The organism is Anaeromyxobacter oryzae, assembly GCF_023169945.1.
GTDB lineage: Bacteria > Myxococcota > Myxococcia > Myxococcales > Anaeromyxobacteraceae > Anaeromyxobacter > Anaeromyxobacter oryzae.
Genome location: NZ_AP025591.1, coordinates 3,569,529 through 3,590,542, shown reverse-complemented (window position 1 = coordinate 3,590,542; position 21,014 = coordinate 3,569,529). Strand labels below are relative to the sequence as shown.

Annotated in this window: 20 protein-coding genes; 13 read left to right on the top strand and 7 right to left on the bottom strand. The window is 74.4% G+C overall.

Translation table 11 applies throughout. The features are described 5' to 3' along the window. Nucleotides 1-17: 17 nt before the first annotated feature. From AMOR_RS15640 to AMOR_RS15600, 9 genes are all read left to right on the top strand, one after another. On the top strand, nt 18-1,799 hold the full coding sequence (locus AMOR_RS15640; RefSeq protein WP_248352488.1) for a nickel-dependent hydrogenase large subunit: 1,782 nt from the start codon (nt 18-20) through the stop codon (nt 1,797-1,799). A gap of 86 nt (nt 1,800-1,885) precedes the next feature. Then, nucleotides 1,886-2,416 (top strand): hydrogenase maturation protease, encoded by a 531-nt coding sequence (locus AMOR_RS15635; RefSeq protein WP_248352487.1) that lies wholly within the window; start codon nt 1,886-1,888, stop codon nt 2,414-2,416. Between the two features lie 313 nt (nt 2,417-2,729). Then, complete coding sequence (hypF, locus tag AMOR_RS15630) at nt 2,730-5,048, top strand: carbamoyltransferase HypF (RefSeq protein ID WP_248352486.1); 2,319 nt, start codon at nt 2,730-2,732, stop codon at nt 5,046-5,048. A gap of 22 nt (nt 5,049-5,070) precedes the next feature. Beyond that, a complete protein-coding gene (locus AMOR_RS15625; RefSeq protein ID WP_248352485.1) occupies nt 5,071-5,361 on the top strand; it encodes a HypC/HybG/HupF family hydrogenase formation chaperone in 291 nt (96 codons plus the stop codon). Nucleotides 5,362-5,372: 11 nt separating this feature from the next. Beyond that, complete coding sequence (hypD, locus tag AMOR_RS15620; RefSeq protein ID WP_248352484.1) at nt 5,373-6,509, top strand: hydrogenase formation protein HypD; 1,137 nt, start codon at nt 5,373-5,375, stop codon at nt 6,507-6,509. 8 nt (nt 6,510-6,517) lie between these two features. After that, on the top strand, nt 6,518-7,540 hold the full coding sequence (hypE, locus tag AMOR_RS15615; RefSeq protein ID WP_248352483.1) for a hydrogenase expression/formation protein HypE: 1,023 nt from the start codon (nt 6,518-6,520) through the stop codon (nt 7,538-7,540). A 23-nt stretch (nt 7,541-7,563) separates the two neighbouring features. Then, nucleotides 7,564-7,908, top strand: a complete 345-nt coding sequence (locus AMOR_RS15610) for a hydrogenase maturation nickel metallochaperone HypA/HybF (RefSeq protein WP_248352482.1) — start codon at nt 7,564-7,566, stop codon at nt 7,906-7,908. Further along, a complete protein-coding gene (gene hypB / locus AMOR_RS15605; RefSeq protein WP_248352481.1) occupies nt 7,909-8,772 on the top strand; it encodes a hydrogenase nickel incorporation protein HypB in 864 nt (287 codons plus the stop codon). Nucleotides 8,773-8,954: 182 nt separating this feature from the next. After that, nucleotides 8,955-9,329, top strand: a complete 375-nt coding sequence (locus AMOR_RS15600; protein WP_248352480.1) for a response regulator — start codon at nt 8,955-8,957, stop codon at nt 9,327-9,329. 37 nt (nt 9,330-9,366) lie between these two features. On the opposite strand, the gene AMOR_RS15595 is transcribed toward AMOR_RS15600, so the two are convergent. From AMOR_RS15595 to AMOR_RS15585, 3 genes are all read right to left on the bottom strand, one after another. Beyond that, nucleotides 9,367-10,278 carry a MerR family transcriptional regulator gene (locus AMOR_RS15595; RefSeq protein WP_248352479.1) on the bottom strand — a complete coding sequence of 304 codons (912 nt, stop codon included), beginning with the start codon at nt 10,276-10,278 and terminating at the stop codon, nt 9,367-9,369. Nucleotides 10,279-10,671: 393 nt separating this feature from the next. Beyond that, the gene (locus AMOR_RS15590; RefSeq protein ID WP_248352478.1) at nt 10,672-11,949 is read right to left on the bottom strand and encodes a pyridoxal phosphate-dependent aminotransferase; all 1,278 of its coding nucleotides are present in this window, start codon (nt 11,947-11,949) and stop codon (nt 10,672-10,674) included. A 101-nt stretch (nt 11,950-12,050) separates the two neighbouring features. Beyond that, nucleotides 12,051-13,259: a lactate racemase domain-containing protein gene (locus AMOR_RS15585; protein ID WP_248352477.1), complete on the bottom strand. Its 1,209-nt coding sequence runs from the start codon at nt 13,257-13,259 to the stop codon at nt 12,051-12,053. Nucleotides 13,260-13,403: 144 nt separating this feature from the next. Between AMOR_RS15585 and AMOR_RS15580 the strand changes: the two genes are divergently transcribed. After that, a complete protein-coding gene (locus AMOR_RS15580; protein ID WP_248362529.1) occupies nt 13,404-14,759 on the top strand; it encodes an NAD(P)/FAD-dependent oxidoreductase in 1,356 nt (451 codons plus the stop codon). A gap of 29 nt (nt 14,760-14,788) precedes the next feature. Here the strand turns inward: AMOR_RS15580 and AMOR_RS15575 are convergent, their stop codons facing one another. From AMOR_RS15575 to AMOR_RS15565, 3 genes are read right to left on the bottom strand one after another with little or no spacing between them, the layout of a single operon-like run. Continuing rightward, nucleotides 14,789-15,520 (bottom strand): lysophospholipid acyltransferase family protein, encoded by a 732-nt coding sequence (locus AMOR_RS15575; RefSeq protein WP_248352476.1) that lies wholly within the window; start codon nt 15,518-15,520, stop codon nt 14,789-14,791. A 28-nt stretch (nt 15,521-15,548) separates the two neighbouring features. Next, nucleotides 15,549-16,985, bottom strand: coding sequence for an amidase (locus AMOR_RS15570; RefSeq protein WP_248352475.1), 1,437 nt, complete (start codon nt 16,983-16,985; stop codon nt 15,549-15,551). 2 nt (nt 16,986-16,987) lie between these two features. Continuing rightward, complete coding sequence (locus AMOR_RS15565) at nt 16,988-17,257, bottom strand: hypothetical protein (RefSeq protein ID WP_248352474.1); 270 nt, start codon at nt 17,255-17,257, stop codon at nt 16,988-16,990. A gap of 156 nt (nt 17,258-17,413) precedes the next feature. On the opposite strand from AMOR_RS15565, the gene AMOR_RS15560 reads away from it, so the two are divergent. From AMOR_RS15560 to AMOR_RS15550, 3 genes are all read left to right on the top strand, one after another. Next, complete coding sequence (locus tag AMOR_RS15560; RefSeq protein WP_248352473.1) at nt 17,414-17,716, top strand: putative quinol monooxygenase; 303 nt, start codon at nt 17,414-17,416, stop codon at nt 17,714-17,716. Nucleotides 17,717-17,814: 98 nt separating this feature from the next. Beyond that, entirely contained in the window at nt 17,815-18,807 is a 993-nt protein-coding gene (locus AMOR_RS15555) for an Fpg/Nei family DNA glycosylase (protein WP_248352472.1), read from the top strand. Further along, entirely contained in the window at nt 18,804-19,280 is a 477-nt protein-coding gene (locus tag AMOR_RS15550; protein ID WP_248352471.1) for a C-GCAxxG-C-C family protein, read from the top strand. Before AMOR_RS15555 ends, AMOR_RS15550 begins: the two co-directional genes overlap by 4 nt. On the opposite strand, the gene AMOR_RS15545 is transcribed toward AMOR_RS15550, so the two are convergent. Next, nucleotides 19,255-20,913: a N,N-dimethylformamidase beta subunit family domain-containing protein gene (locus AMOR_RS15545; RefSeq protein ID WP_248352470.1), complete on the bottom strand. Its 1,659-nt coding sequence runs from the start codon at nt 20,911-20,913 to the stop codon at nt 19,255-19,257. The two genes, AMOR_RS15550 and AMOR_RS15545, sit on opposite strands and share 26 nt — an antisense overlap. Nucleotides 20,914-21,014: the final 101 nt, after the last annotated feature.

The window sequence follows — 21,014 nt, the reverse complement described above, 5'->3', positions numbered from 1 at the left end:
CAGAGAGGTGAACGTCAATGGGTAAGCTCATCACCATCGACCCGGTGACCCGCATCGAGGGTCACCTCCGAATCGATGTCGAGGTGGACGGCGGCGCGGTCCGGAACGCCTGGTCGTCCGGCACGATGTGGCGCGGCATCGAGACGATCCTCCAGGGCCGCGATCCGCGGGACGCCTGGGTGTTCACCCAGCGCATCTGCGGCGTGTGCACGACCGTGCACGCGATCGCCTCGGTCCGCTCCGTCGAGAACGCGCTCGGGCTCGAGATCCCGCTGAACGCGCAGCTCATCCGCAACATCATCATCAGCGCCCACGCGCTGCACGATCACATCGTGCACTTCTACCACCTGTCGGCGCTCGACTGGGTGGACGTGACCAGCGCGCTCAGGGCGGATCCGGTCGCGGCGTCGCAGCTCGCCGAGAAGATCTCGACCTGGCCCGGCAACTCGAAGCACGAGCTCGCGGCGGTGAAGGCGAAGCTCGAGGCCTTCGTGAAGGCCGGCCAGATGGGCATCTTCCAGAACGGCTACTGGGGCCACCCGGCGATGAAGCTCCCGCCGGAGGTGAACCTCCTCGCCGTCGCCCACTACCTCCAGGCGCTCGACGTGCAGCGCAAGGCGAACCAGGTGGTGGCGATCCTCGGCTCGAAGACGCCGAACATCCAGAACCTCGCGGTGGGCGGCGTCGCGAACGCCATCAACCTCGACAGCCCCGCCACCCTCAACATGGAGAAGCTGTACCAGGTGAAGACGCTGCTCGACGAGGTGACCGCCTTCGTCCAGCAGGTCTACCTGCCGGACGTCGCGGCCGTCGCGGGCTTCTATCCGGACTGGTTCCGCTACGGCTCGGGCGTCACGAACTACCTCGCGGTGCCGGATCTCCCGTCCGACGTGAAGATGTCCCGGTTCGCCCTGCCGGGCGGCGTGATCTGGAACGGCGAGCTCAAGGTCGCGCACGACATCAAGTCGTGGAACGACGATTACCTCCGCCAGAACGTCACCGAGTCCATCGCGCACGCGCACTACGACGGCACGTGGGCGAAGGGCCCGTGGGAAGAGGAGACCGTCCCGAAGTTCGCCGGTGAGTGGAAGGCCGAGACGCCCGCGCCCGAGCGGTACACCTGGGTGAAGGCGCCCCGCCTCGAGGGCAAGCCGGTGCAGGTCGGCCCGCTCGCCCAGGTCCTGGTCGGCTTCATCCAGGGCCACGAGCTCACCACGCGCTGGGTGAAGGCCGCCCTCGCCGCGGTGAAGGCGATCCACAACGTCGACCTCCCGCCCACCGCGCTGCACTCGACGCTCGGCCGCCACGCGGCCCGCGCGGTCCGCTGCGCGATGCTCGCCGAGCAGGCGCAGGAGCAGTGGAAGGCGCTGGTCGCGAACATCGGCAAGGGCGACGTCGCGATCTTCACCGATCCGATGGGCAAGGACCCGCACGACCCGAAGGGCCGCACCTTCCTCCAGCGCATCAAGGAGGATCAGGGCGGCATCGCGAAGGGCGTCGGGTTCCACGAGGCGCCGCGCGGCACGCTCTCGCACTGGTCGGTCATCGAGACCGACGGCAAGAGCATGAAGCTCAAGAACTACCAGGCGGTCGTGCCGTCCACCTGGAACGCCGGTCCCCGCGACGCGAAGGATCAGAAGGGCCCCTACGAGGCGTCGCTCGTCGGGAACCCCATCGCCGACCCGAAGCTCCCGCTCGAGGCGCTCCGGACCATCCACTCGTTCGATCCCTGCCTCGCCTGCGCGATCCACACCGTGGACGCGGAGGGCGAGGAGATCGCGCGCGTGAAGGTGCTGTAGCCGGCGCGGGAAGGCGTAACATCGGATCCCGTCCCTGGAGCCCTCGGGGACGGGATTCTCGTTTCTGGACGGAAGGAGCCCCCGGCTTGTCTCGCATCGCGGTCATCGGCATCGGCAACGTGCTCACCGGGGACGACGGCGTGGGCCCCACCATCGTCCGCGTGCTGGACGCTGGGTACGACCTCGGCCCCGACGTCGAGGTGATCGCCGCGGGCACGCCCGGGCTCGACCTCACCGCGTACATGGCGGACGTGGAGGCGATCGTCATCGTCGACGCGGTGAAGGCGCGCGGCGCGCCCGGCGACCTCCGCACGTACGACAAGGAGGAGCTCATGAAGAAGTCGCCGGTGCTCGCCATGAGCCCGCACGAGCCCGGCGTGCGAGAGGCGCTCCTCAACGCGGACTTCATGGGCGTCGCGCCGAGGACGTTCCGGCTCGTGGGCGTGATCCCGGAGTCGGTCGAGCTCGGCTGCGCGCTCTCGGCGGCGGTCGAGGCCGCCGTCCCGCGGGCGCTCGCGCAGGTGCTCGACGAGCTCCGCGCGCTCGGCGTCGCGCCGCGCGAGCGGGTCCCGCCGCGCGCGCCGGATCTGTGGTGGACGAGGAAGCCCGAGGCGTGAGCGGCGCGACGCCCCGAAAAGACGAAGCCCCGGTGAAAGGGACACCGGGGCTCCGTGGATCGGTCAGTCCGTCGAGGAGTCTGAATCTCGTGGACGGTTGGGACTCTAACCGGTCGGCGTGGGGTCGCCACCCCCACACCCCGGTGACGTCGGTTCAGGTGGGTTCTCCCTGCCGCAGCGCTTCCCCCCGGGGAGGAAACGGGCAGTGCCGCGCGTTTCACGGACGGGCATCGGAGCTCGAGGGCCCCCGTCACATCCCGCTGCCCTCGACCGCCAGGCTCCTCCGGACAGCCGCGGCGCTCCGCGGCCGCACATGACGAGAGACACGAGAGACTCCGGTCCGGCGCGGACCGGCGGCGAGGGCCGCCGGATCGCGGTCACCGGCGCCGTGCAGGGCGTCGGGTTCCGGCCGTTCGTCTACCGGCTGGCGCACGAGACCGGCGTCACCGGCCGGGTGCGAAACGACGCCGCGGGCGTCACGATCGAGGCGTTCGGCCCCGCCGCCGCGCTCGACCTGTTCGCCGAGCGGCTCGTCCGCGACCGGCCGCCCGCCTCCGCGATCGACGCGATCGTCGCCGAGCCCATCCCGCACGAGCCCGCGACGCGCTTCGAGATCGTCGAGAGCGGCGGCGCGGCCGAGCGGCGCGTCGCGATCCCACCCGACCTCGCGACGTGCCCGGACTGCCTGCGCGAGCTCCGCGATCCCGCCGACCGCCGGTACCGCTACCCCTTCACGAACTGCACGAACTGCGGCCCGCGCTTCACGATCGCCGAGGGGGCGCCGTACGACCGGCCCGCGACGACGATGTCCGGGTTCACCATGTGCCCGGCGTGCGCCCGCGAGTACCGGGATCCGCTGGATCGCCGGTTCCACGCCCAGCCGAACGCGTGCCCCGCGTGCGGGCCGCGCGTCGAGGTGCGCGACCGGGCCGGCGCCCGGGTCGAGGTCGCGGACCCCGTCGGACACGTCGCGGCCGCGCTCCGCGCCGGCGCGATCGCCGCCGTGAAGGGTATCGGCGGCTATCACCTCGCCTGCGACGCCACCTCGGAGGATGTCGTCGCGACGCTCCGCGCGCGGAAGCGGCGCGAGGAGAAGCCGCTCGCGGTGATGGTCGCGGATCTCGACGCGGCGCGCGCGCTCGCGGACGTGCCCGCGGCGGAGGCGGCGCTCCTCCTCTCGGTGGAGCGGCCCATCGTCCTCTGCCGGCGGCGCGCGGGCGCGCCGCTCGCGGCCGGGATCGCCCCGGACAGCCCGCTCGTCGGGGTGATGCTCGCCTACGCGCCGCTGCACCACCTCCTCCTCGCCGACGCCGGGCGCCCGCTCGTCATGACGAGCGCGAACCTCTCCGACGAGCCGATCGCGTTCGAGGACGGGGACGCGCTGCGGCGGCTCGGCGACATCGCCGACCTGTTCCTGGTGCACGACCGTCCGATCGCCGCGCGCTGCGACGACTCGGTCGCCCGCACCGTGGCGGGGCGACCGCTCGTGATGCGCCGGTCCCGCGGGTTCGTGCCGCGGCCGGTGAAGGTCGCGCGCCGCTTCGTCCGACCGGTGCTCGCCGCCGGCGCGCAGCTCAAGAACGCCTTCTGCCTGGCGCGCGGCGACGAGGCGGCGCTCGGCCCGCACGTCGGCGACCTCGACGGCCTCGAGACGTACGCCGCCTACGAGCGCGCCGTCGCGCGGCTCGAGGCGTTCCTGGCGCTGCGGCCCGAGCTCGTCGCCTGCGACCTGCACCCGCTGTATCTGTCGACGCGCTACGCCCGGGAGCGCTCGGCCGCGCTCGGGGCGCCCCTCGTCGAGGTGCAGCACCACCACGCGCACGCGGCGGCGGCGATGGCGGAGCACGGGCTCGACGGACCGGTGCTCGCCCTCGCCTGGGACGGGACCGGGCTCGGGACGGACGGCGCGGCGTGGGGCGGCGAGCTGCTCCTCGCCGAGCACGCACGGTTCGAGCGGCTCGCCACGTTCCGGCCCCTGCGGCTCGCCGGCGGCGACAAGGCCATCCGGGATCCGTGGCGGATCGCCCTCGCTGCGATCCGCGACGCGCTCGGCGACGAGGCGCCGCTGGACCGACTCCCGCTCCTCGCCGGCGTCGAGCCGCGGGAGCGCGAGCTGGTGGACCGGCTGCTCGCGGCGGGCCTGAACGCGCCGCCCGCGCACGGGGTCGGCCGCGCCTTCGACGCCGCCGGGGCCCTCGTCCTCGGGCGCGCCCGGGCGCGCTACGAGGGGCAGGTGGCGCTCGCGCTCGACAACGCGGCGCACGGACACGACGGCCCGCCCTACCCGTTCGACGTCCAGGCCGGCACGCCGGAGCAGGTCGACCTGCGCGCGACCTGGCGGGCGCTCGTGGCGGACGTCGTGGAGGGCGTCGCCCCCGGCGTCGTCGCGGCACGGTTCCACGCGACCCTCTCGCGCGCCGGGGCCGAGCTGGTCCGGCGCGCCGCCCGGACGACCGGGCGCCTGCCCGTCGTGCTGACGGGCGGCTGCTTCCAGAACGCCCGGCTGGCCGAGGGTATCCTCGGCGAGCTTTCGGGGGAATTCGCGGTATATCAGCACGGCCAGGTCCCGCCCGGGGACGGGGGGATCGCGCTCGGCCAGGCGCTCGTCGCGGATGCGGTGGCGCGTACGTAGCAGGGGGAGACGGAGAGCAAGCATGTGTCTCGGGGTGCCAGGCAAGGTGGTCGCGATCGACGGCCTCAGCGCGACGGTGGACTTCTTCGGCGTCAGGAAGGAGCTGCGGCTCGACATCGTCGACGAGCCGGTCCAGGTCGGTGACTACGTCCTGAACCACGTCGGCTTCGCGATCCGGCGGATCCCGCCGGACGAGGTCCAGGAGACGCTCGCCCTGTTCGACCAGATCCTCGACGTCACCGGCGCCAAGGAGGACCTCATGGCGGCGGACGTCCGGGGCGAGATCGCGGCGGCGCAGGACAAGAAGTCCTGACGGAGCGGACGATGGCCGAGAAGGATCTGTTCCAGGAGCTCAAGTTCCGGGACCCCGCCCGCGCGCGCGCGCTCGCGGCGGCCCTCCAGCACAACGTGGACGCGATCGGCCGCGAGGTCTCGGTCATGCACGTGTGTGGCAGCCACGAGCAGGCGATCGCGCGATTCGGGCTCCGGGCGGTGCTGCCGGCGGGCCTGAACCTCATCATGGGGCCGGGCTGCCCCGTGTGCGTGACGGACGGGCCGGAGGTGGACGAGGCGGTCGCCCTGGCGATGCAGGGGGTCCGCGTCTGCACGTACGGGGACATGCTGCGCCTCCGCGGCACGGCGAAGAGCCTCGCCGACGCGCACGCCGACGGCGGGAAGGTCGAGGTGGTCTACTCGGTCGCGCAGGCCATCGAGCTCGCCCAGAAGAGCCCGGGCGAGGAGGTGGTCTTCTTCGCGAGCGGGTTCGAGACCACGGCGGTCGCCACCGCGGCCGTCGCGCTCGCGCGACCACCCCCGAACTTCTCGATCCTGTCCGTCCACAAGTACGTCCCGGCGGCGATGGAGATCGTGGCCGAGTCGAAGGAGACGAACATCGAGGGGTACGTCGCGGCGGGGCACGCCGCGATCATCACCGGCTGGGAGATCTTCGAGCCCTTCGCCCGGCGCACCGGCGCGCCGGTGGTGGTCGCCGGGTTCGAGCCGCTCGACATCCTCGCGGCCCTCGTGAAGCTCACCGAGCTCATGAAGGAGAAGCGGGCCGAGGTCGCGAACGTCTACCCGCGCTGCGTGACGAAGGAGGGGAACAGGGCGGCGCAGGCCTCGCTCTGGAAGGTGTTCCGCACGACGACCGGCAAGTGGCGCGGCATCGCCGAGGTCCCGGGCGGCAACCTCGACCTCACCCCGGCCTTCGCCCACGTGGACGCCCGGAGGCGCTTCGCCATCGACACGCGCCCGGTGCGCGACGAGGGCGCCGAGGAGGAGGCGAAGGGCTGCATCTGCGGCTCGATCATGCTCGGCCTCGCGACGCCGAACGACTGCGCGCTCTTCGGGAAGACGTGCGTCCCGGAGTCGCCGGTCGGCGCGTGCATGGTCTCGTCCGAGGGACAGTGCCGGATCTGGCACACGTACGGCGGCGTCCCCGACCTCCGGAAGGTCGGGTAGGAGAGGGCATGGAGAAGCCGGCCCAGAAGATCGGCCTGAAGCACGGATCCGGCGGGCGCGCGATGCGCCAGCTCATCGAGGACGTGTTCCTCACCCTCGCCTCCCCGGTGGACGGGATCGGCCTCGCCGCCCTCGACGACGGCGCGGCCCTCCGGATCGGCGACCGCTGGCTCGTCGTCACCACCGACTCGCACGTCGTCCACCCGATCTTCTTCCCGGGCGGCGACATCGGCCGGATCAGCGTCTCCGGCACGGTGAACGACCTCGCGATGATGGGCGCCACCGAGCCGCTCGGGCTCACCTGCGCGGTGATCCTCGAGGAGGGCTTCCCCCGCGCCGACCTCGAGCGGGTGGTCGCCTCGATGCGCGAGACGGCGAAGGAGGCCGGCGCGCCCGTCGTGACCGGCGACACCAAGGTGATGGGCAAGGGCCAGGTCGACGGGATCGTCCTCAACACGACCGGGGTCGCGCTCGCGGACCGCGTCGTGACCGACGCCGGCCTTCGCGCCGGCGACGTCCTCATCGTCACCGGCTCGATCGGCGATCACGGGATGGCGGTCATGGCGCGACGGCACGACCTCCGCCTCGAGGGCGACCTCCGGTCGGACGTGGCGCCCATCAACGGCCTCGTCCGCGCCGCGCTCGCCGCGGGCGGCGAGGACGTGGTCGCGATGAAGGATCCGACCCGCGGCGGCGTGGCGGGCGTGCTCCACGAGATGGCGGCGAAGGGGAACGTGGGCATCGTGGTGGACGAGCCCGCGCTGCCGGTGAACGACGAGGTCCGCGCCGCGGGCGAGATGATCGGCATCGATCCGCTGCTCGTGGCGAACGAGGGCAAGGCCGTCATCGGCGTCCGCGCGCGCTCCGCCGAGAAGGTCCTCGCCGCGCTCCGCGCGCACCCGCAGGGTGCCCGCGCCGCGATCATCGCGCGCGCGATCGGCGAGCGTCCCGGCGCGGTGATCCTCGACACCGGCTTCGGCAAGCGCATGCTGGCGGAGCCCGAGGGCGAGCTGCTCCCGCGGATCTGCTAGCCACGTCCCGGACGGAAGGAACGATGCACGAGTACTCACTGGTGGAGGCGCTGGTCACGCGGGTCGAGCAGGAGGCCCGCAGGCGCGGCGCCCTGCGGATCCACGCGCTCTCGGTCCGGGTCGGCGAGCTGGCCGGCGTGGACCCGGAGCTGTTCCGGACCGCGTACGAGACGTTCCGCGAGGGCACGCTCTGCGCCGGCGTGCCGCTCACCCTGAAGCAGGTGGCCGCGAGCTGGTCCTGCCCGAAGTGCAGGATCCCGATGGCGCGCGGCGCGATCCTGCGCTGCCCGGCGTGCGACTCGCCCGCCCGGCTCGACGAGGGCTCCGACGCCCTCACCCTCGACGGCATCGAGATGGAGGTACCCTAGATGTGCACGACCTGCGGCTGCGGTGACACCGAGCTCGTCCCGGTGGAGCTGCACGAGAAGATCCTCGCCGGCAACGACCGCGCCGCCCGCCACAACCGGGAGCACTTCATCGAGGCGGGCGTGCTCGCGCTCAACATCATGGGCTCCCCGGGCGCCGGAAAGACCGGCGTGCTCGAGGCGACGGCGCGCGCGGCGGCCGCGAAGGGCTGGCGGCTCGGCGCGGTCTCGGCCGACCTCGCCACCGACAACGACGCGCGCCGGCTCGAGAAGGCCGGCATCCCCTCCCGCGCGATCACGACCGGCCAGGCCTGTCACCTCGACGCCGAGCTCGTCCATCGCTCCCTCCACGACTTCCCCTGGCGCGACACCGACGTGTTCTTCATCGAGAACGTCGGGAACCTGGTCTGCCCCGCGATCTACGATCTCGGACAGGCGGCGAACGTCGTGGTGCTCTCGGTCACCGAGGGCGAGGACAAGCCGCTCAAGTACCCGGTCATGTTCAAGGCCGCGGACCTCGTGCTCGTCACGAAGGTCGACCTCGTTCCGCACCTCGAGGTGGACCTCGCCAAGATCCACGACGCGATCGCGCGCGTGATGCCGACGGCGAAGGTGATCGAGGTCTCCGCCCGGACGGGCCAGGGGCTGGACCGCTGGATCGCGTGGCTCGAGGAGCTGCGAGCGCCCCTCGCGCGGGCCGACGCCGGCGCGCTCGCCGGCCATTCGCACGCGGCGGGGGACGTCCAGCTCCGCCTCGACCACGTCCACGAGCACGCCCACTCCGGCCAGAAGCACAGCCATGTCCACCGGCACGGCCACGGGCACGATCACGGGCCGGGCGGCGGGGACCACGACCACGAGCACTGAGGTCCAGCCGCGGATGGCGCGGGTGCTGGCGCCTCCGGCCGGGGCGCCTCTCCGCGAGGCTCCGCGCGCGAGCCCCCCTTCGTGGTCGTGGCACCATCTGGCGGGGGAGCGCATCTCGGGACCGGGGAGCGGCGTGCCACGCGAGAAGCGGTGGTCCGCTGGCTCCAGGGGCCGGGGCTGACTTGAACGGGGCATCGCACCGCGTGCTGGTGGTCGAGGGCGACGACTCGCTCCGCCAGCTCTTCGCGACGCTGCTCCGTCACCTCGACGTCGTCCCGGTCTCCGCGGACGATGCGGAGACCGCGGTCGCGGCGCTCCGCCAGGAGGCGCCGCCGGACGTGGTGCTCCTCGACACGCGGTTGCCGGCGACGGACCGGGCCGCGGTGCTGTCGGCGATCCGGAGCGACCCGGAGCTCGAGCACGTGCCGATCGTGACGATGGGGACGGGCACGAACGCGCCGCCCGCCGTCGTCGCGCACCTCGTGATGCCCTTCCGCCTGGCCGAGTTCACGACGATCCTGCTCGCGCTGCTGTACCCCGAGTCGGCCGGCGCCTGAGCGCTCCGCGGCCGTCGCGGCGAGAGGAGCGGACCGGTCACCGGCGCAGGCGCGCCAGCGCCTTCTCGAAGGCGTCGAAGTCCTCCAGGGCCGTGACGCGGCCAGCGCTCGCCGCGCGCGCCTCGTCGGCACCGGCGCCCCCCACCCACAGCTCCACGCCCTGCGGCAGGTCCCCGGCGATCTCCGCGATCGCCGCGGCGCCGCCGGGCGCGCTCCCGGATCCGGTGTACCCGAGGACCACGGCCCGCGGCTGCAGCCGCCGGGCCGCCGCGACGATCTCGGCCGATGGCAGGCTCGGCCCGAGGTAGAGCACGCCGACACCCGCGCCGGACGCGACCAGCGCGGCGGCGAGCGTGCCGAGCTCGTGCTGCTCGCCGCTGGGCGTCGCGAGGACGAGGCGTGGCGCGCTCTCCGGGATCGCGTGCAGGCGCGCGAGCGCGCCGATGAGGCTCCGCAGCTCCGCGGAGACGAGGTGCTCCTGGGCGACCGAGAGCTTCCCGTCGTGCCACGCCTCGCCGACGAGGTGCAGGAACGGCAGCGCGACCTCGCGCGCGAGGGCCCGCGCCGGCAGGATCGCGGCGAGCCGTGAGAGCTCGCGGCGGAGCGCCGTCGCGTCGAACCGGTCGACCGCGTCCTGCAGCCTCGACAGGTCCACGGGCGCCGCGGTGAAGAGACCGGCGTCCGCCGCAGTGCCCGCCCGCACGAGGAGCGCCTCCAGATCGTCGCTCGAGAGCCCCGCGACGCGTCCGATGGCGTGCCCGCGCTCCACCGCCTCCCGCAGCAGCTTCAGCCGGGCGACGTCCGCCTCCGAGTACAGGCGCCCGCGATCGTCGCGCTCCGGGTCGACGACGCGGTACCGCCGCTCCCACGCGCGGAGGGTGTCCACCGAGATGCCCGTCAGCTTCGAGACCGCCCGGATGGGGTACCGGAGCGGTTTCGTCGTCCCCATTCGCAGCCCCTCCCGCTTCGGGTTGCGCGGTCATTGTCCGGTGTTTATCTAGGCTATGTCTAGGTTCGAAGCACGGGATCCGACGACCGAGAAGTCGAGATCGGGCGTGCTGCCGCGGGATCAGCCCCGCGGAGAGAAAGACCGGACGGCGGGCGCAGGGACGACACCGGGAGCCGCCCCGGAGGGACACCCCGGGTGGCGGGCGGGGCGGCGAGACAACGGTCGGAGACGATCCGCCGGCCGCGACGGTCGCGGGGGCCCGGGGTCGAGAGACCCCGGGCTCTCGTTTTGACGGGGCGCGCCAGGTGTTCTCATCGGGGCGCGCCGCCTCCGCCGCTGCGCGGATTTCCCCCTCCCTGCTAGCGGGTCAGTCTCGGGTGCGCGCCGAGCGCGTCAGTGCTGCTCTCCGATCATCTCCGCGAGGCGGCCGAAGGCCTTCTCGAGCGTCTCGATCGACGGTCCGAACGAGAACCGCACGTAGGACTTGAAGCGCGAGGCGTGGCGGGCGCGGCGCTTGCCGGGGTTCACGTCGAAGAACTCGCCCGGGACGACGATCACCTTCCGCTTGAGCGCCTCGCGGAAGAAGCCCATCCCGTCGTTGAGGGGCGGCGGCAGGTGAGCGACGTTGCCCCAGACGTAGAAGGTTCCGTCCGGAGCGCGGTCGAACCGGACGCCCATCCCCTCGAGCGCCTGGAGCGTGCGGCGGCGCTTGTCCCCGAACGTCCGGTGGATCGCCTCGGTCTCGGCGCGCACGTGCCCGTCGGCGAGGAGCGGGATCGCCGCGCGCTGCAGCGGCTTCGAGCCCCCGCCGTCGAGGAACGAGCCCGCGCTCGCGACCGCGTCGACGACCTGGCGCGGCGCGACCGTCCAGGTCACGCGCCAGCCCGGGTACCGCCAGTTCTTGGTGAGCCCGTCGAAGATCACCACCGGATCGCGGTCGACGTCCTCGACGTACCGCGCGGCGCTCTCGACCGGCAGCCGGCCCGGGATGCCGGTCCAGACGAAGTGCGAGTAGAACTCGTCCATGAGCAGCGCGCAGTCGAGATCGCGCGACAGCTCCACCCAGCGCGCGAGCTCGTCGCCCTGCACCAGCTTGCCGGTGGGGTTGCACGGGTTCGACGCGAGGATCGCCGACAGGCCGCGGCCGGTCACCTCGCGGCGCAGATCGTCCGCCGTGAACGCGTACCCGCGATCGCCCTCGAGCAGGATGGGGATCGGCGTGAACGTGCGGAACAGGTCGAGCAGCTCCTCGTACGCCGTGTAGTCGGGGAGGAAGTGCCCGAGGTTCACGTGCCCGAGGCTCGCCGCCGCACGCGTGAGGGACGTGCGGCCGCCGCCGGAAATCGAGACGTTCTCGGCCCTGTACTGGCTCGGGAGGCCCTTGCGGTAGAGCCGGTTGTAGAGCCCGGCCACCTCCTCGCGCAGCTCCCAGAGCCCCGCGACCGGCGCGTACTCCTGATCGTCCACGTGCACGGGGACGGTGTGCACGCGGTCGGGTGCGCCGGGGAGCGGCCCGGTCTCGGGCTGCCCCTGACCGAGGTTGCACCACTCGGGATCCTGCATCGAGAACCCGAGCTTGGTGGCCTCCGTCGTGGCGTAGATGACGCCGGTGCGAGGGACCTGACGGAAAGAGGACAGCTTGCCGTTCGGAGTGGTGTGGTCGTCGGACACGGGACCGCGAGGTTAGCACCGGCGCGGGCGGGCCGCGACCGCGGGACCCCCGCTCGCCTCCCCGGTGGCGCGCGCGAGCGGGCACCGCGTCGAAGGGCGGCTCAGCCGGCCCGCGCCGGCACGAGATCGCCCGCGTCCGGGAGCACCAGCACGTCCGGCGCGGGCTTCCCGACGATCTCCCGCGCGCTCGCCAGCGCCGCCTCGAGCGACGGTGCGTACGTCGCGTACGTCTGCCGGACGGTCGCCTCCGGCATCCCGGAGACGAGGAAGAGCGTGTAGCGCTCCGGCAGGAACCGGCGCACGCCGAGCTGGAAGATCCCCTCGTTCACCGTCTGCAGCGGCCCGGTGCCCTCCGGGCACTCGGCGCAGACGATGACGACGCCGCCGTCCTTCAGCAGGATCCCGGCGGGCGGAACGAGCTTCGAGGCCTGGTAGAGGCTGCCCGACACCGGCAGCGGGGCCGACACCACGACCACGTCCGCGGGCGGCGCGGAGACCGCGCAGTACGGGCGGGCCATGCGCACGCCCTCGCGGTGCGCGAGCACGAGGTCGCCGGCGACGGCGCCGAGGATCACCCCGCCCGCCTCGACGACGTTCAGGAGGTACGTGTCGCGCCCGATGCGGCGCACGCCCTCCTCCAGGTCCTCGCGGCACGGGTTCGCGTCGGCGCGCCCGAGGCTCGAGGCCGGATCCTTCTTGAGGAGGTGGTTCTTCCGGATGTCGTCGTTGTGGCCGAGCCCCGGGAAGATGCCCTTCGCGCCGCCGCCCCAGCCGGCGAAGTAGTGCGGCTTCACCCGGCCCGTGCTGACGACGAGGTCGGCCTCCGCCACGCACCGGTTCACCCGCAGGCGCGTTCCGCGGCTCGTCACGCCCATGTCCACCATCGACGTCTCGTCGCGCGCGTCGTGGTTCACGACGCGGTGGCGGCGGAGCACCTCGGGCGGCAGCCCGAGACGGTCGAGCGGCGCGGGTCCGTGCGTGCCGTTCGCGATGGCGAGCGTCACGTGGTCGTCCGGCACGGCCGCGAGCGCGCGCCGGGCGGCGGCGTACAGCTCGGCGCGCGGCTCCTCGCGCGACGCGTCCGAGACGATCACCACCACGCGCGTCCGTGCGCTCGCGACCTCGGCGAGCGGCCGGGCGCCGACCGGGTGGGCGAGCGCGTCGTCGAGCGCGGCGCGGAGATCCCGCACCGGCGGCGCGGGCGGGGCCGCGAGCACGCGGGCGGCGACGCCCGAGGGGAAGGGAAGCGGGCGTGAGCCGTAGCCGAGCACCAGCTCTTCCCTGGGGGGTCCGTCGCTGCTTCGCGTCACGCTGACCAATATACCAGGGCCGCGCGGCCGGGCCCGCGCGGCAGGGGGCGGCACATGCGGTGGCGACGGCTGGGGACGGTCGCGGCGGGCGTGACGACGGGGCTGGCCGCGTCGGCGCTCGCGCGGCACGCGCGACGGCGGCGGATGAGCGAGGCGCTCCGGTCGGAGTGGCTGCCGCACGTGGTGATCGTCGGCGGCGGGTTCGGGGGCCTCCAGGCGGCGCGCGCGCTCGAGGGCGCCCCGGTCCGCGTCACGCTCGTGGACCGGCGCAACCACCACCTCTTCCAGCCGCTCCTCTACCAGGTCGCGACCGCCGCCCTGAACCCGGCCGACATCTCCGCCCCGATCCGCCACGTGCTCCGGGACCAGCTGAACGCCGAGGTCGTCCTCGGCGAGGTCCTGGCCGTGGAGCCCGAGGCGCGGCGCCTCCGGCTCGCCGACGGCGTCCTCCCCTACGACTTCCTCGTCCTCGCCACCGGCGCCACCCACTCGTACTTCGGCCGCGACGACTGGGCGCCGCTCGCGCCGGGGCTCAAGACCGTCGAGGACGCGCTCGAGATCCGGCGCCGGATCCTCCTCGCGTTCGAGCGCGCCGAGCGCGAGCCCGATCCCGCCGCGCGCGAGGCGCTCCTCACCTTCGTCGTGGTGGGCGCCGGGCCGACCGGCGTCGAGCTCGCGGGCGCGCTCTCCGAGATCGCGCGCCACGCGCTCACCGCCGACTTCCGCCACATCGCCCCGGAGAGCGCGCGGGTGATCCTCCTCGAGGCGGTCCCGACCGTGCTGCCACCCTACCCGCCCCGGCTCCAGGCCGCGGCGCGGAGGCAGCTCGAGCGGCTCGGCGTCGAGGTCCGGACCGGCGCGAAGGTGACGAGCATCGACGAGGAGGGCGTGACGGTCGGCGACGAGCGGATCGAGGCGCGCACCGTCCTCTGGGGCGCGGGCGTCGCCGCCTCGCCGCTCGCGCGGAGCCTCGGCGCGCCGCTCGACCGCGCCGGCCGCGTCCAGGTGCTTCCGGATCTCACCGTGCCGGGCCACCCGGAGATCGCGGTGGTCGGCGATCTCGCCGCCGCGAGGAACGCGGACGGGTCACCCGTCCCGGGCGTCGCGCCCGCGGCGATCCAGGAGGGGCGCCACGCGGCCGAGAACGTCGTCCGGACGCTCGCCGGCGCGCCGCGCCGCCCCTTCCGCTACCGCGACAAGGGCTCCCTCGCGACGATCGGGCGCGCCGCCGCCGTCGCGAACGTCCGCGGCCTGCAGTTCTCGGGGCTGGCGGCCTGGCTCGCCTGGCTGCTCGTCCACATCTTCTTCCTCATCGGGTTCCGCAACCGCGTCGCCGTGCTGCTCCAGTGGGCCTGGTCGTACGTGACGTTCTCGCGCGGCGCGCGACTCATCACCGACACCGCCGAGCAGTGGCGGTTCATCGCCGACCGGCGGGCGAGCGCGCCGCCGGACGTGGCCGCGGGGCACGCCGCCGCGGCGGAGCGGCCCGCGGCGCCGTGAGCGCACCGCTCCGGCGGCGGGAGTCGCCGCTAGGGCGGGGGGAGCGTCGGCAGCGTCGCCGCGATCCGCTCGCGGACCGCGTCGCGGAGCTTCGTCGCGTCCTCGGGGCGCGCGCCCTCGATGGCGACCGGTTCGAGGATCTTCGCCGTCGCCCGGCACGGGCGGACCCACGGGCCGCCCTTGGGCATCCCGTGCGCGGTGCCCGACACGGCGATGGGCAGCACCGGCACGCCCGCCTCGATGGCGAGCCGGAACGCGCCCGACTTGAACGGCAGCATCGTCCCCTTCGTCGAGCGCGTGCCCTCGGGGAACATCATCACGCTCATGCCGCGCGCGAGGTACGCCTTCGCCCTGGCGAGCGCCTCGCCGCCGCTCTCCGGATCGCCGCGGCGAACCGCGATGTCGCCGGTCATCCGGAGCATCCAGCCGATCCACGGAATCTTGAACAGCTCCTCCTTCGCCACCCACTTCATCTCCTTCCGGATGTGCGAGAGCAGGAGGATGTCGAGCATCGACTGGTGGTTCGCGACCACGACGTACGGCCCCTTCCCCGGCCAGCGCCCGTCGACGGTGAGGCGCCAGGGCGGGAAGGTCTTCGTGATGAGCACGCCGACGATGCGCAGGAAGCGCCCGGCGACCACCCGGTTCCGGTCGAACGGCGCCGTCACGGCGAGCAGGAGCGCCTGCACGGGCAGCGCCACGAGCAGCAGCAGGACGACGAGGACGTAGCCGACGGCGGCGACGGGGACGTACGATCTCACGGCGGCTCCGGAGCGTGCACGCGCCGCGTCACCGCGCGGTCACGGCGGCGGTCGCGGCCGCGAGGGGCGGGCGCGCGAGGTGGTGGGGGGTCCTGGCCTGGAAGCTCGCGGCGGCGGAGAGGAGGCGGGCCTCCTCGAGCGGGGGCGCGACGAGCTGCATCGACACCGGGAGCCCGCCGACGAAGCCCATCGGCAGCGCGACCGCGGGCAGCCCCGCGAGGTTGCCGCCGGCGCCGATGGGGTCGGGGAACGAGAACATCTCGTCGAAGACCTCCTGCACCCTCGGGGGCGGGTACGGGAGGTTCGGGGCGAGCACCAGATCGTGGCGGGCGAAGAAGGCCGCGAGCGCCCGCTGCATCTCGCCGCGGACGCGCATGGCCCGGACGTAGTCGGCGGAGCTCGCCGTCGGGACGTACTCGTCCGGCTTCTTCGTACGGTGCGAGCGGTCGGCGAGGAGCTTCGTCCGGCCGGTGCGGATGAGGTCCTCGAACGCGGTGGCGCCCTCGGCCTCGACGACGAGCCCCGCGACCGCGTCGAAGGGCAGCTCGGGGAGCGTCGCGGGCTCGAGGAGCGCGCCGGCGTCGCGCAGCACCTCCTGGGCGCGGGCGTAGGCGTCCGCTGCCCCCGCAGCCACCGGCGGCTTCGCGGGGAAGCCGAGCACCGCGACGCGGAGCCCCTTCGCGATCTCCGGCCGGACGCGGTCGAGCCCCGGCGGCGGCGGGATCGAGGACGGGTCCTTGGGATCCGCGCCGGCGAGGGCCGCGAGCACGATCGCGCAGTCCTCGGCGGACCGCGCGATGGGCCCGAGCTTGTCCATCGTGTACGAGAGCGCCATCGCACCGTACCGGGAGAGGACGCCGTAGGTGGGCCGGAGGCCGGTCGTGCCGCAGAACGCGGACGGGCAGGTGATGGACCCCCAGGTCTCGGAGCCGATGGCGAACGTGACGAGCCCGGCCGCGACCGCGGACGCCGAGCCCGACGACGATCCGCCCGCCCAGCGCGAGAGATCCCACGGCGTCCGGCACGGCCCGTTCAGCGCCGCCTCGCCGGTGTGGTAGCCGAGCCCGCCGGCGAGCTCGATCATCGAGAGCTTCCCGAGCAGCACCGCGCCCGCCTCGGCGAGGCGCGCGGCGACGGTCGCGTCGCGGTCGGGCACGCGATCCGCGTACGGCGCGGCGCCGAAGGTGGTCCGGATGCCCTTCGTGTCCACGAGGTCCTTCAGGCCGTAGGGGATCCCGTGCAGCGGGCCGCGCCAGCGCCCCTGGGCGATCTCCGCCTCCGCGGCCTTCGCGTCGGCGCGGGCGCGGTCCGCGGTGACCGTCACGAAGCAGCTCAGCCTCGGCGCGAGCTCGGCGATGCGGGCGAGGTACGCCTCGGTGAGCTCCACCGGCGAGAGCTCGCGGGCGCGGATCCGCTGCGAGAGGGTAGCTACGCCGGCGAAGAGGACGTCCGGGCCGAGGGCCATGATCACTCCCGGCTGCGCGCGGCGAGCGCGCGGAAGACGAAGGCCGGCTCGACGTCGAGCGCGAGCGGCACGGCCCGCACCGCAGCGAGCGCCTCCTGGGCGGCGCCCGCCTCGCTGCCCGGCGCGGCCGCGGCCTCCTTCCTGGGCGCGCCGGCGGACGCGCTGCCGCCCCTGCCCGTCGCGCATGCGGCCGCGGTGGCGGCGGGCGCGAGGGCGAGTGCGCGGAGGAACGACCGGCGGGGGGTTCCAGGCGGGCGGAGGGCGTGGGACATGACGCTCGGTCTATCACGGCGGCCGCGGGGGCGAGTGCTCCGCGTGGCTCGCCCGAGGTGCCCCCCGGAGGGTCCGCCGGCCATCGCGCCCTCGGCTTGCGCGACCGGGCGCCGCCCCTTACCCGAGAGCCGCTGCCTTCTCGAAAGGAGCCGGTCATGGTCACGGAAGCGCTGTACGTCCGCCTCGAGGCGAAGCCCGGCAAGGAGCAGGAGGTCGAGACGTTCCTCAAGGGCGCGCTCCCCGCCGTCGAGGCCGAGCCGCGCACCGAGGCGTGGTTCGCGGTCCGCCTCGGTCCTTCCTCCTTCGCGATCTTCGACGCGTTCCCGGACGAGTCCGGGCGGCAGGCGCACCTCGCGGGACGCGTCGCGGCGGCGCTCCTGGCGAAGGCGCCCGACCTGCTCGCGCGGCCGCCGGACATCGGCAAGGCGGACGTGCTCGCCGCGAAGCTCCCGCACTGAAGAGGGGGCGGCGCCGGCGCGCGGCGCGGGGCGACCGCCGGTCGCGGGGGGTACGCCCACCCGCGACACGCCGTCGCCCGCTCGTTAAGCTCTCTCCCGTGCCCGAGCTGCCCGACATCGAGGTCTACCGCGAGGCGCTCGCGGCGCGCGTCCTGGGGCAGCCGCTCGAGCGCGTCCGGCTCGGGAACCCCTTCCTGCTCCGGTCCGCGGACCCGCCGCTCTCCGCGGCGGAGGGGCGCCGGGTCGTCGCGGTGCGGCGGCTCGGGAAGCGGCTCGTCCTCGCGCTGGAGGACGACCTGTTCGTCTCGCTGCACCTCATGATCGCGGGGCGGCTGCACTGGAAGGAGCGGGGCGCGAAGCTGCCGGGCCGGGTCGGGCTCGCGGCGTTCGACTTCCCCGCGGGCTCGCTCGTCCTCACCGAGGCGGGCTCGAAGCGCCGCGCCGCGCTCCACCTCGTCCGCGGCGAGGCCGCGCTCGCGCTGCTCGACCGGGGAGGCCTCGAGCCGCTCGGCGCCGACCCCGGTGCCTTCGCCGCGGCGCTCCGGAGGGAGAACCACACCCTGAAGCGCGCCCTGACCGATCCCGGCCTCTTCTCGGGGATCGGGAACGCGTACTCGGACGAGATCCTCCACCGCGCCCGGCTCTCACCGGTGAAGCTCACCTCCCGCCTCGACGACGAGGAGGTCGCGCGCCTCCACGCGGCCACGCAGGAGGTGCTCCGCGAGTGGACCGACCGGCTGCGGGCGGAGGCCGCCGGCGAGTTCCCGGAGGGCGTCACCGCGTTCCGCCCGGAGATGGCGGTGCACGGGAAGCACCGCGCGCCGTGCCCGGCGTGCGGGACCGCGGTGCAGCGCATCGTCCGCGCCGAGAACGAGGTGAACTACTGTCCGCGCTGCCAGACCGGCGGGCAGATCCTGTCGGACCGGTCGCTCGCGCGCCTCCTCAAGGAGGACTGGCCGCGGACCATCGACGAGCTCGAGCGGAACCCGGCGCTCGGCGTGCGGGTGCCGCCGCCCGCCTCCCCGACGCCGCCGCCGCGCCGCAGGCCGTCCGCGCCGGGCGGATCACCCGGACCAGCGAGGAGAGGATGAACGAGGACGTCGTCCGCGCGATCCGAGAGAAGGCGCGCGTGCTGTACGAGGGCAAGGTGACGCCGCACCGGAGCTGCGGGATCGCCATCGCCGAGACCTTCGGCCGCGAGCCCGGGCCGTACCAGGCGCTCCGCAGGGGCGGCATCACCGGCGAGGGCCAGTGCGGCGCGATCGTCGCGGGGGGCCTCGTGCTCGGAGAGATCTTCGGCGACCCGGATCCCACCGGGGCGGTGACCCCGCTCCTCCGCGAGGCGATGATGCGCTACCGCGCCGCGATCGCCGCACGTCTCCCGACGGGCGGCGCCCGCTCGGAGATCTGCAACGACCTCGTGGCCCGGTTCCCGGTCTTCCAGTCGGAGGAGCGGGCGTCGTTCTGCACCGGGCTCGCCGCGACGGTCGCCGAGATCGTCGCCGGGATCGTCCTCGAGCTCGGGGGCACGGTCGAGGTCACGCCGATCCCGCCGTCGCGCTGACGCGTCGCCGCCGCGCCCGGACCACCGCCTCCGCGATCGCGAGCGCCGCGAGCCCACCGAGCGCGCCGTCGCCGCCGCTCGCGCAGCCGCCGGACCGCGGCGCGGCCGCCGCGACGGTGCCGCCCGCTGGCGGCGGGCTCGCGGGCGGCGGGCTCGCGGGCGGTGGGCTCGGCGGCGCGGGCGGCGCGGGCGGGGTCGCGGGCGGCGGCGCGGCGACCTGCGACGGCGCGAGCCCCGCGCGGCGGAACACGTTGTCCATCATTCGCTGCACCCGCGCGTCCGCGACGCCCGGCCGCGAGAGCCCCCACGAGAAGTCGTTCGAGCCGGTGGCGAACACGAACGCACCCGACGGGCGCACGTGCACCGCCGCCTCCTGCGTGCCCGGCGTCCCGTCCGCGAGGAGGTAAGGCGAGCGCGCGACGACCTCGAGGCCCGGCGGCGTCAGGCCGTTGTCGGCGACCCGGTCGATCTCGTAGCCGACGATCGCGGGGATCGCGTCGCCGTCCGCGAGGCCCGTCCCCTCGTACAGCCAGCTCCCGGCGTCCCGGACCACCCAGGCGGCCGCGGGGACGGAGGCGTCGTTCCACCCTGCGTACATGACGCCCACGAGGGCGTTCTCCGGCCAGCTCACCTGGGGATCCCGGAACGCGACGGTGACGAGGGGCGTGCCCCGGAGCGGGTCCTGGGCGGAGAGCGACTTGTAGCAGACCTGCGTGCGCCGGAGCCGGGTCGGATCGCTCCGCGACGGCTCGAGGCGGATCTGCCAGTACACGGCGTTCGACCCGAGGAACGCCGCATTCACGCCCAGCGCGAGGGCCGCCTCGAGGTGCTCGCGCGCCGCGCGCGTCCAGTACTCGTCGTGGCCGACCGAGAGGAACAGCCGCTGGCCGTCGAGCAGGCCGGCGTCGCGGTCGAGGTCGAGGTCGGTCGCGTAGACGAGATCGTAACCGCGAGACTCCGCCCAGCGGACGAGGTCGTGCTCGAACCGGAAGTACTGGCCCGCGCCGTTCCCCTCCGCGAAGGGGCGGTCGTACGAGATCTCCGGCGCGAAGCCGCCGTAGGCGCTCCGGCCTCCCCACCGGTTGTAGGCCTGGTACGTCGTGAACGACGCCTGCACGACGGCCGCGCCGCGGTGACCGTCGCCGCGCAGCACGAAGATGGCGTAGCTCTGCGGACCGTCGTCGCGCGTGAGCACGAGCAGGTGGACGCCGCTCGTCCAGCCCGGATCCGTGCTCACGGTGAACGTGACGGGCCACGCGCACGCGACGAGGCCGGTGTCCGGCGCGGCGGCAGGCGTGGGCTGCGACCCGACGGCGATGGGCCCGCCGCTCGCGACGCGGCGGCCCTCGGCGCCGCCGTACCAGCCCATCCGGTAGAGCGCCCAGCCGATGGTGTGAGCGCCGTCGGCGCGCGCGTGCACGTGGACGGTCTCGCCCGGCGCGACGCTCGGCTCATCGAGGTAGGCCTCGAGCTGCCCCGCCGCCGCGGGCTGCGCGAGCTTCCACCCCGCGTCTCCGGGGCGGGCGTTCTCGATCGCGATGGGGGTCGCGCCGTCCGCGCGGGCGCCGCCCGCCGCCCCCGCGCCGATCGCGAGCGCCAGCCCGGCCAGGGCCCGGATCACACCCACCGCCATCCCGCCCCCTCGCGCGCTCGCGCCGGCGCCCCGTGCGCCTGCGGGAAGGAAGGCGCGCCGCGACGCCGGGAGAAGGCTCCGGGTGGATCCGGGACACGCGC

Bases quoted from the DNA above. Each gene is read 5' to 3' on its own strand.
- AMOR_RS15640 (WP_248352488.1), top strand. From the start codon at position 18: ATGGGTAAGCTCATCACCATCGACCCGGTGACCCGCATCGAGGGTCAC.
- AMOR_RS15595 (WP_248352479.1), bottom strand. From the start codon at position 10,278: ATGGGGACGACGAAACCGCTCCGGTACCCCATCCGGGCGGTCTCGAAG.
- AMOR_RS15560 (WP_248352473.1), top strand. From the start codon at position 17,414: ATGGTCACGGAAGCGCTGTACGTCCGCCTCGAGGCGAAGCCCGGCAAG.
- hypB (WP_248352481.1), top strand. From the start codon at position 7,909: ATGTGCACGACCTGCGGCTGCGGTGACACCGAGCTCGTCCCGGTGGAG.
- AMOR_RS15580 (WP_248362529.1), top strand. From the start codon at position 13,404: ATGAGCGAGGCGCTCCGGTCGGAGTGGCTGCCGCACGTGGTGATCGTC.
- AMOR_RS15570 (WP_248352475.1), bottom strand. From the start codon at position 16,985: ATGGCCCTCGGCCCGGACGTCCTCTTCGCCGGCGTAGCTACCCTCTCG.
- AMOR_RS15610 (WP_248352482.1), top strand. From the start codon at position 7,564: ATGCACGAGTACTCACTGGTGGAGGCGCTGGTCACGCGGGTCGAGCAG.
- AMOR_RS15565 (WP_248352474.1), bottom strand. From the start codon at position 17,257: ATGTCCCACGCCCTCCGCCCGCCTGGAACCCCCCGCCGGTCGTTCCTC.
- hypE (WP_248352483.1), top strand. From the start codon at position 6,518: ATGGAGAAGCCGGCCCAGAAGATCGGCCTGAAGCACGGATCCGGCGGG.
- hypF (WP_248352486.1), top strand. From the start codon at position 2,730: ATGACGAGAGACACGAGAGACTCCGGTCCGGCGCGGACCGGCGGCGAG.
- AMOR_RS15550 (WP_248352471.1), top strand. From the start codon at position 18,804: ATGAACGAGGACGTCGTCCGCGCGATCCGAGAGAAGGCGCGCGTGCTG.
- AMOR_RS15545 (WP_248352470.1), bottom strand. From the start codon at position 20,913: ATGGCGGTGGGTGTGATCCGGGCCCTGGCCGGGCTGGCGCTCGCGATC.
- AMOR_RS15625 (WP_248352485.1), top strand. From the start codon at position 5,071: ATGTGTCTCGGGGTGCCAGGCAAGGTGGTCGCGATCGACGGCCTCAGC.
- hypD (WP_248352484.1), top strand. From the start codon at position 5,373: ATGGCCGAGAAGGATCTGTTCCAGGAGCTCAAGTTCCGGGACCCCGCC.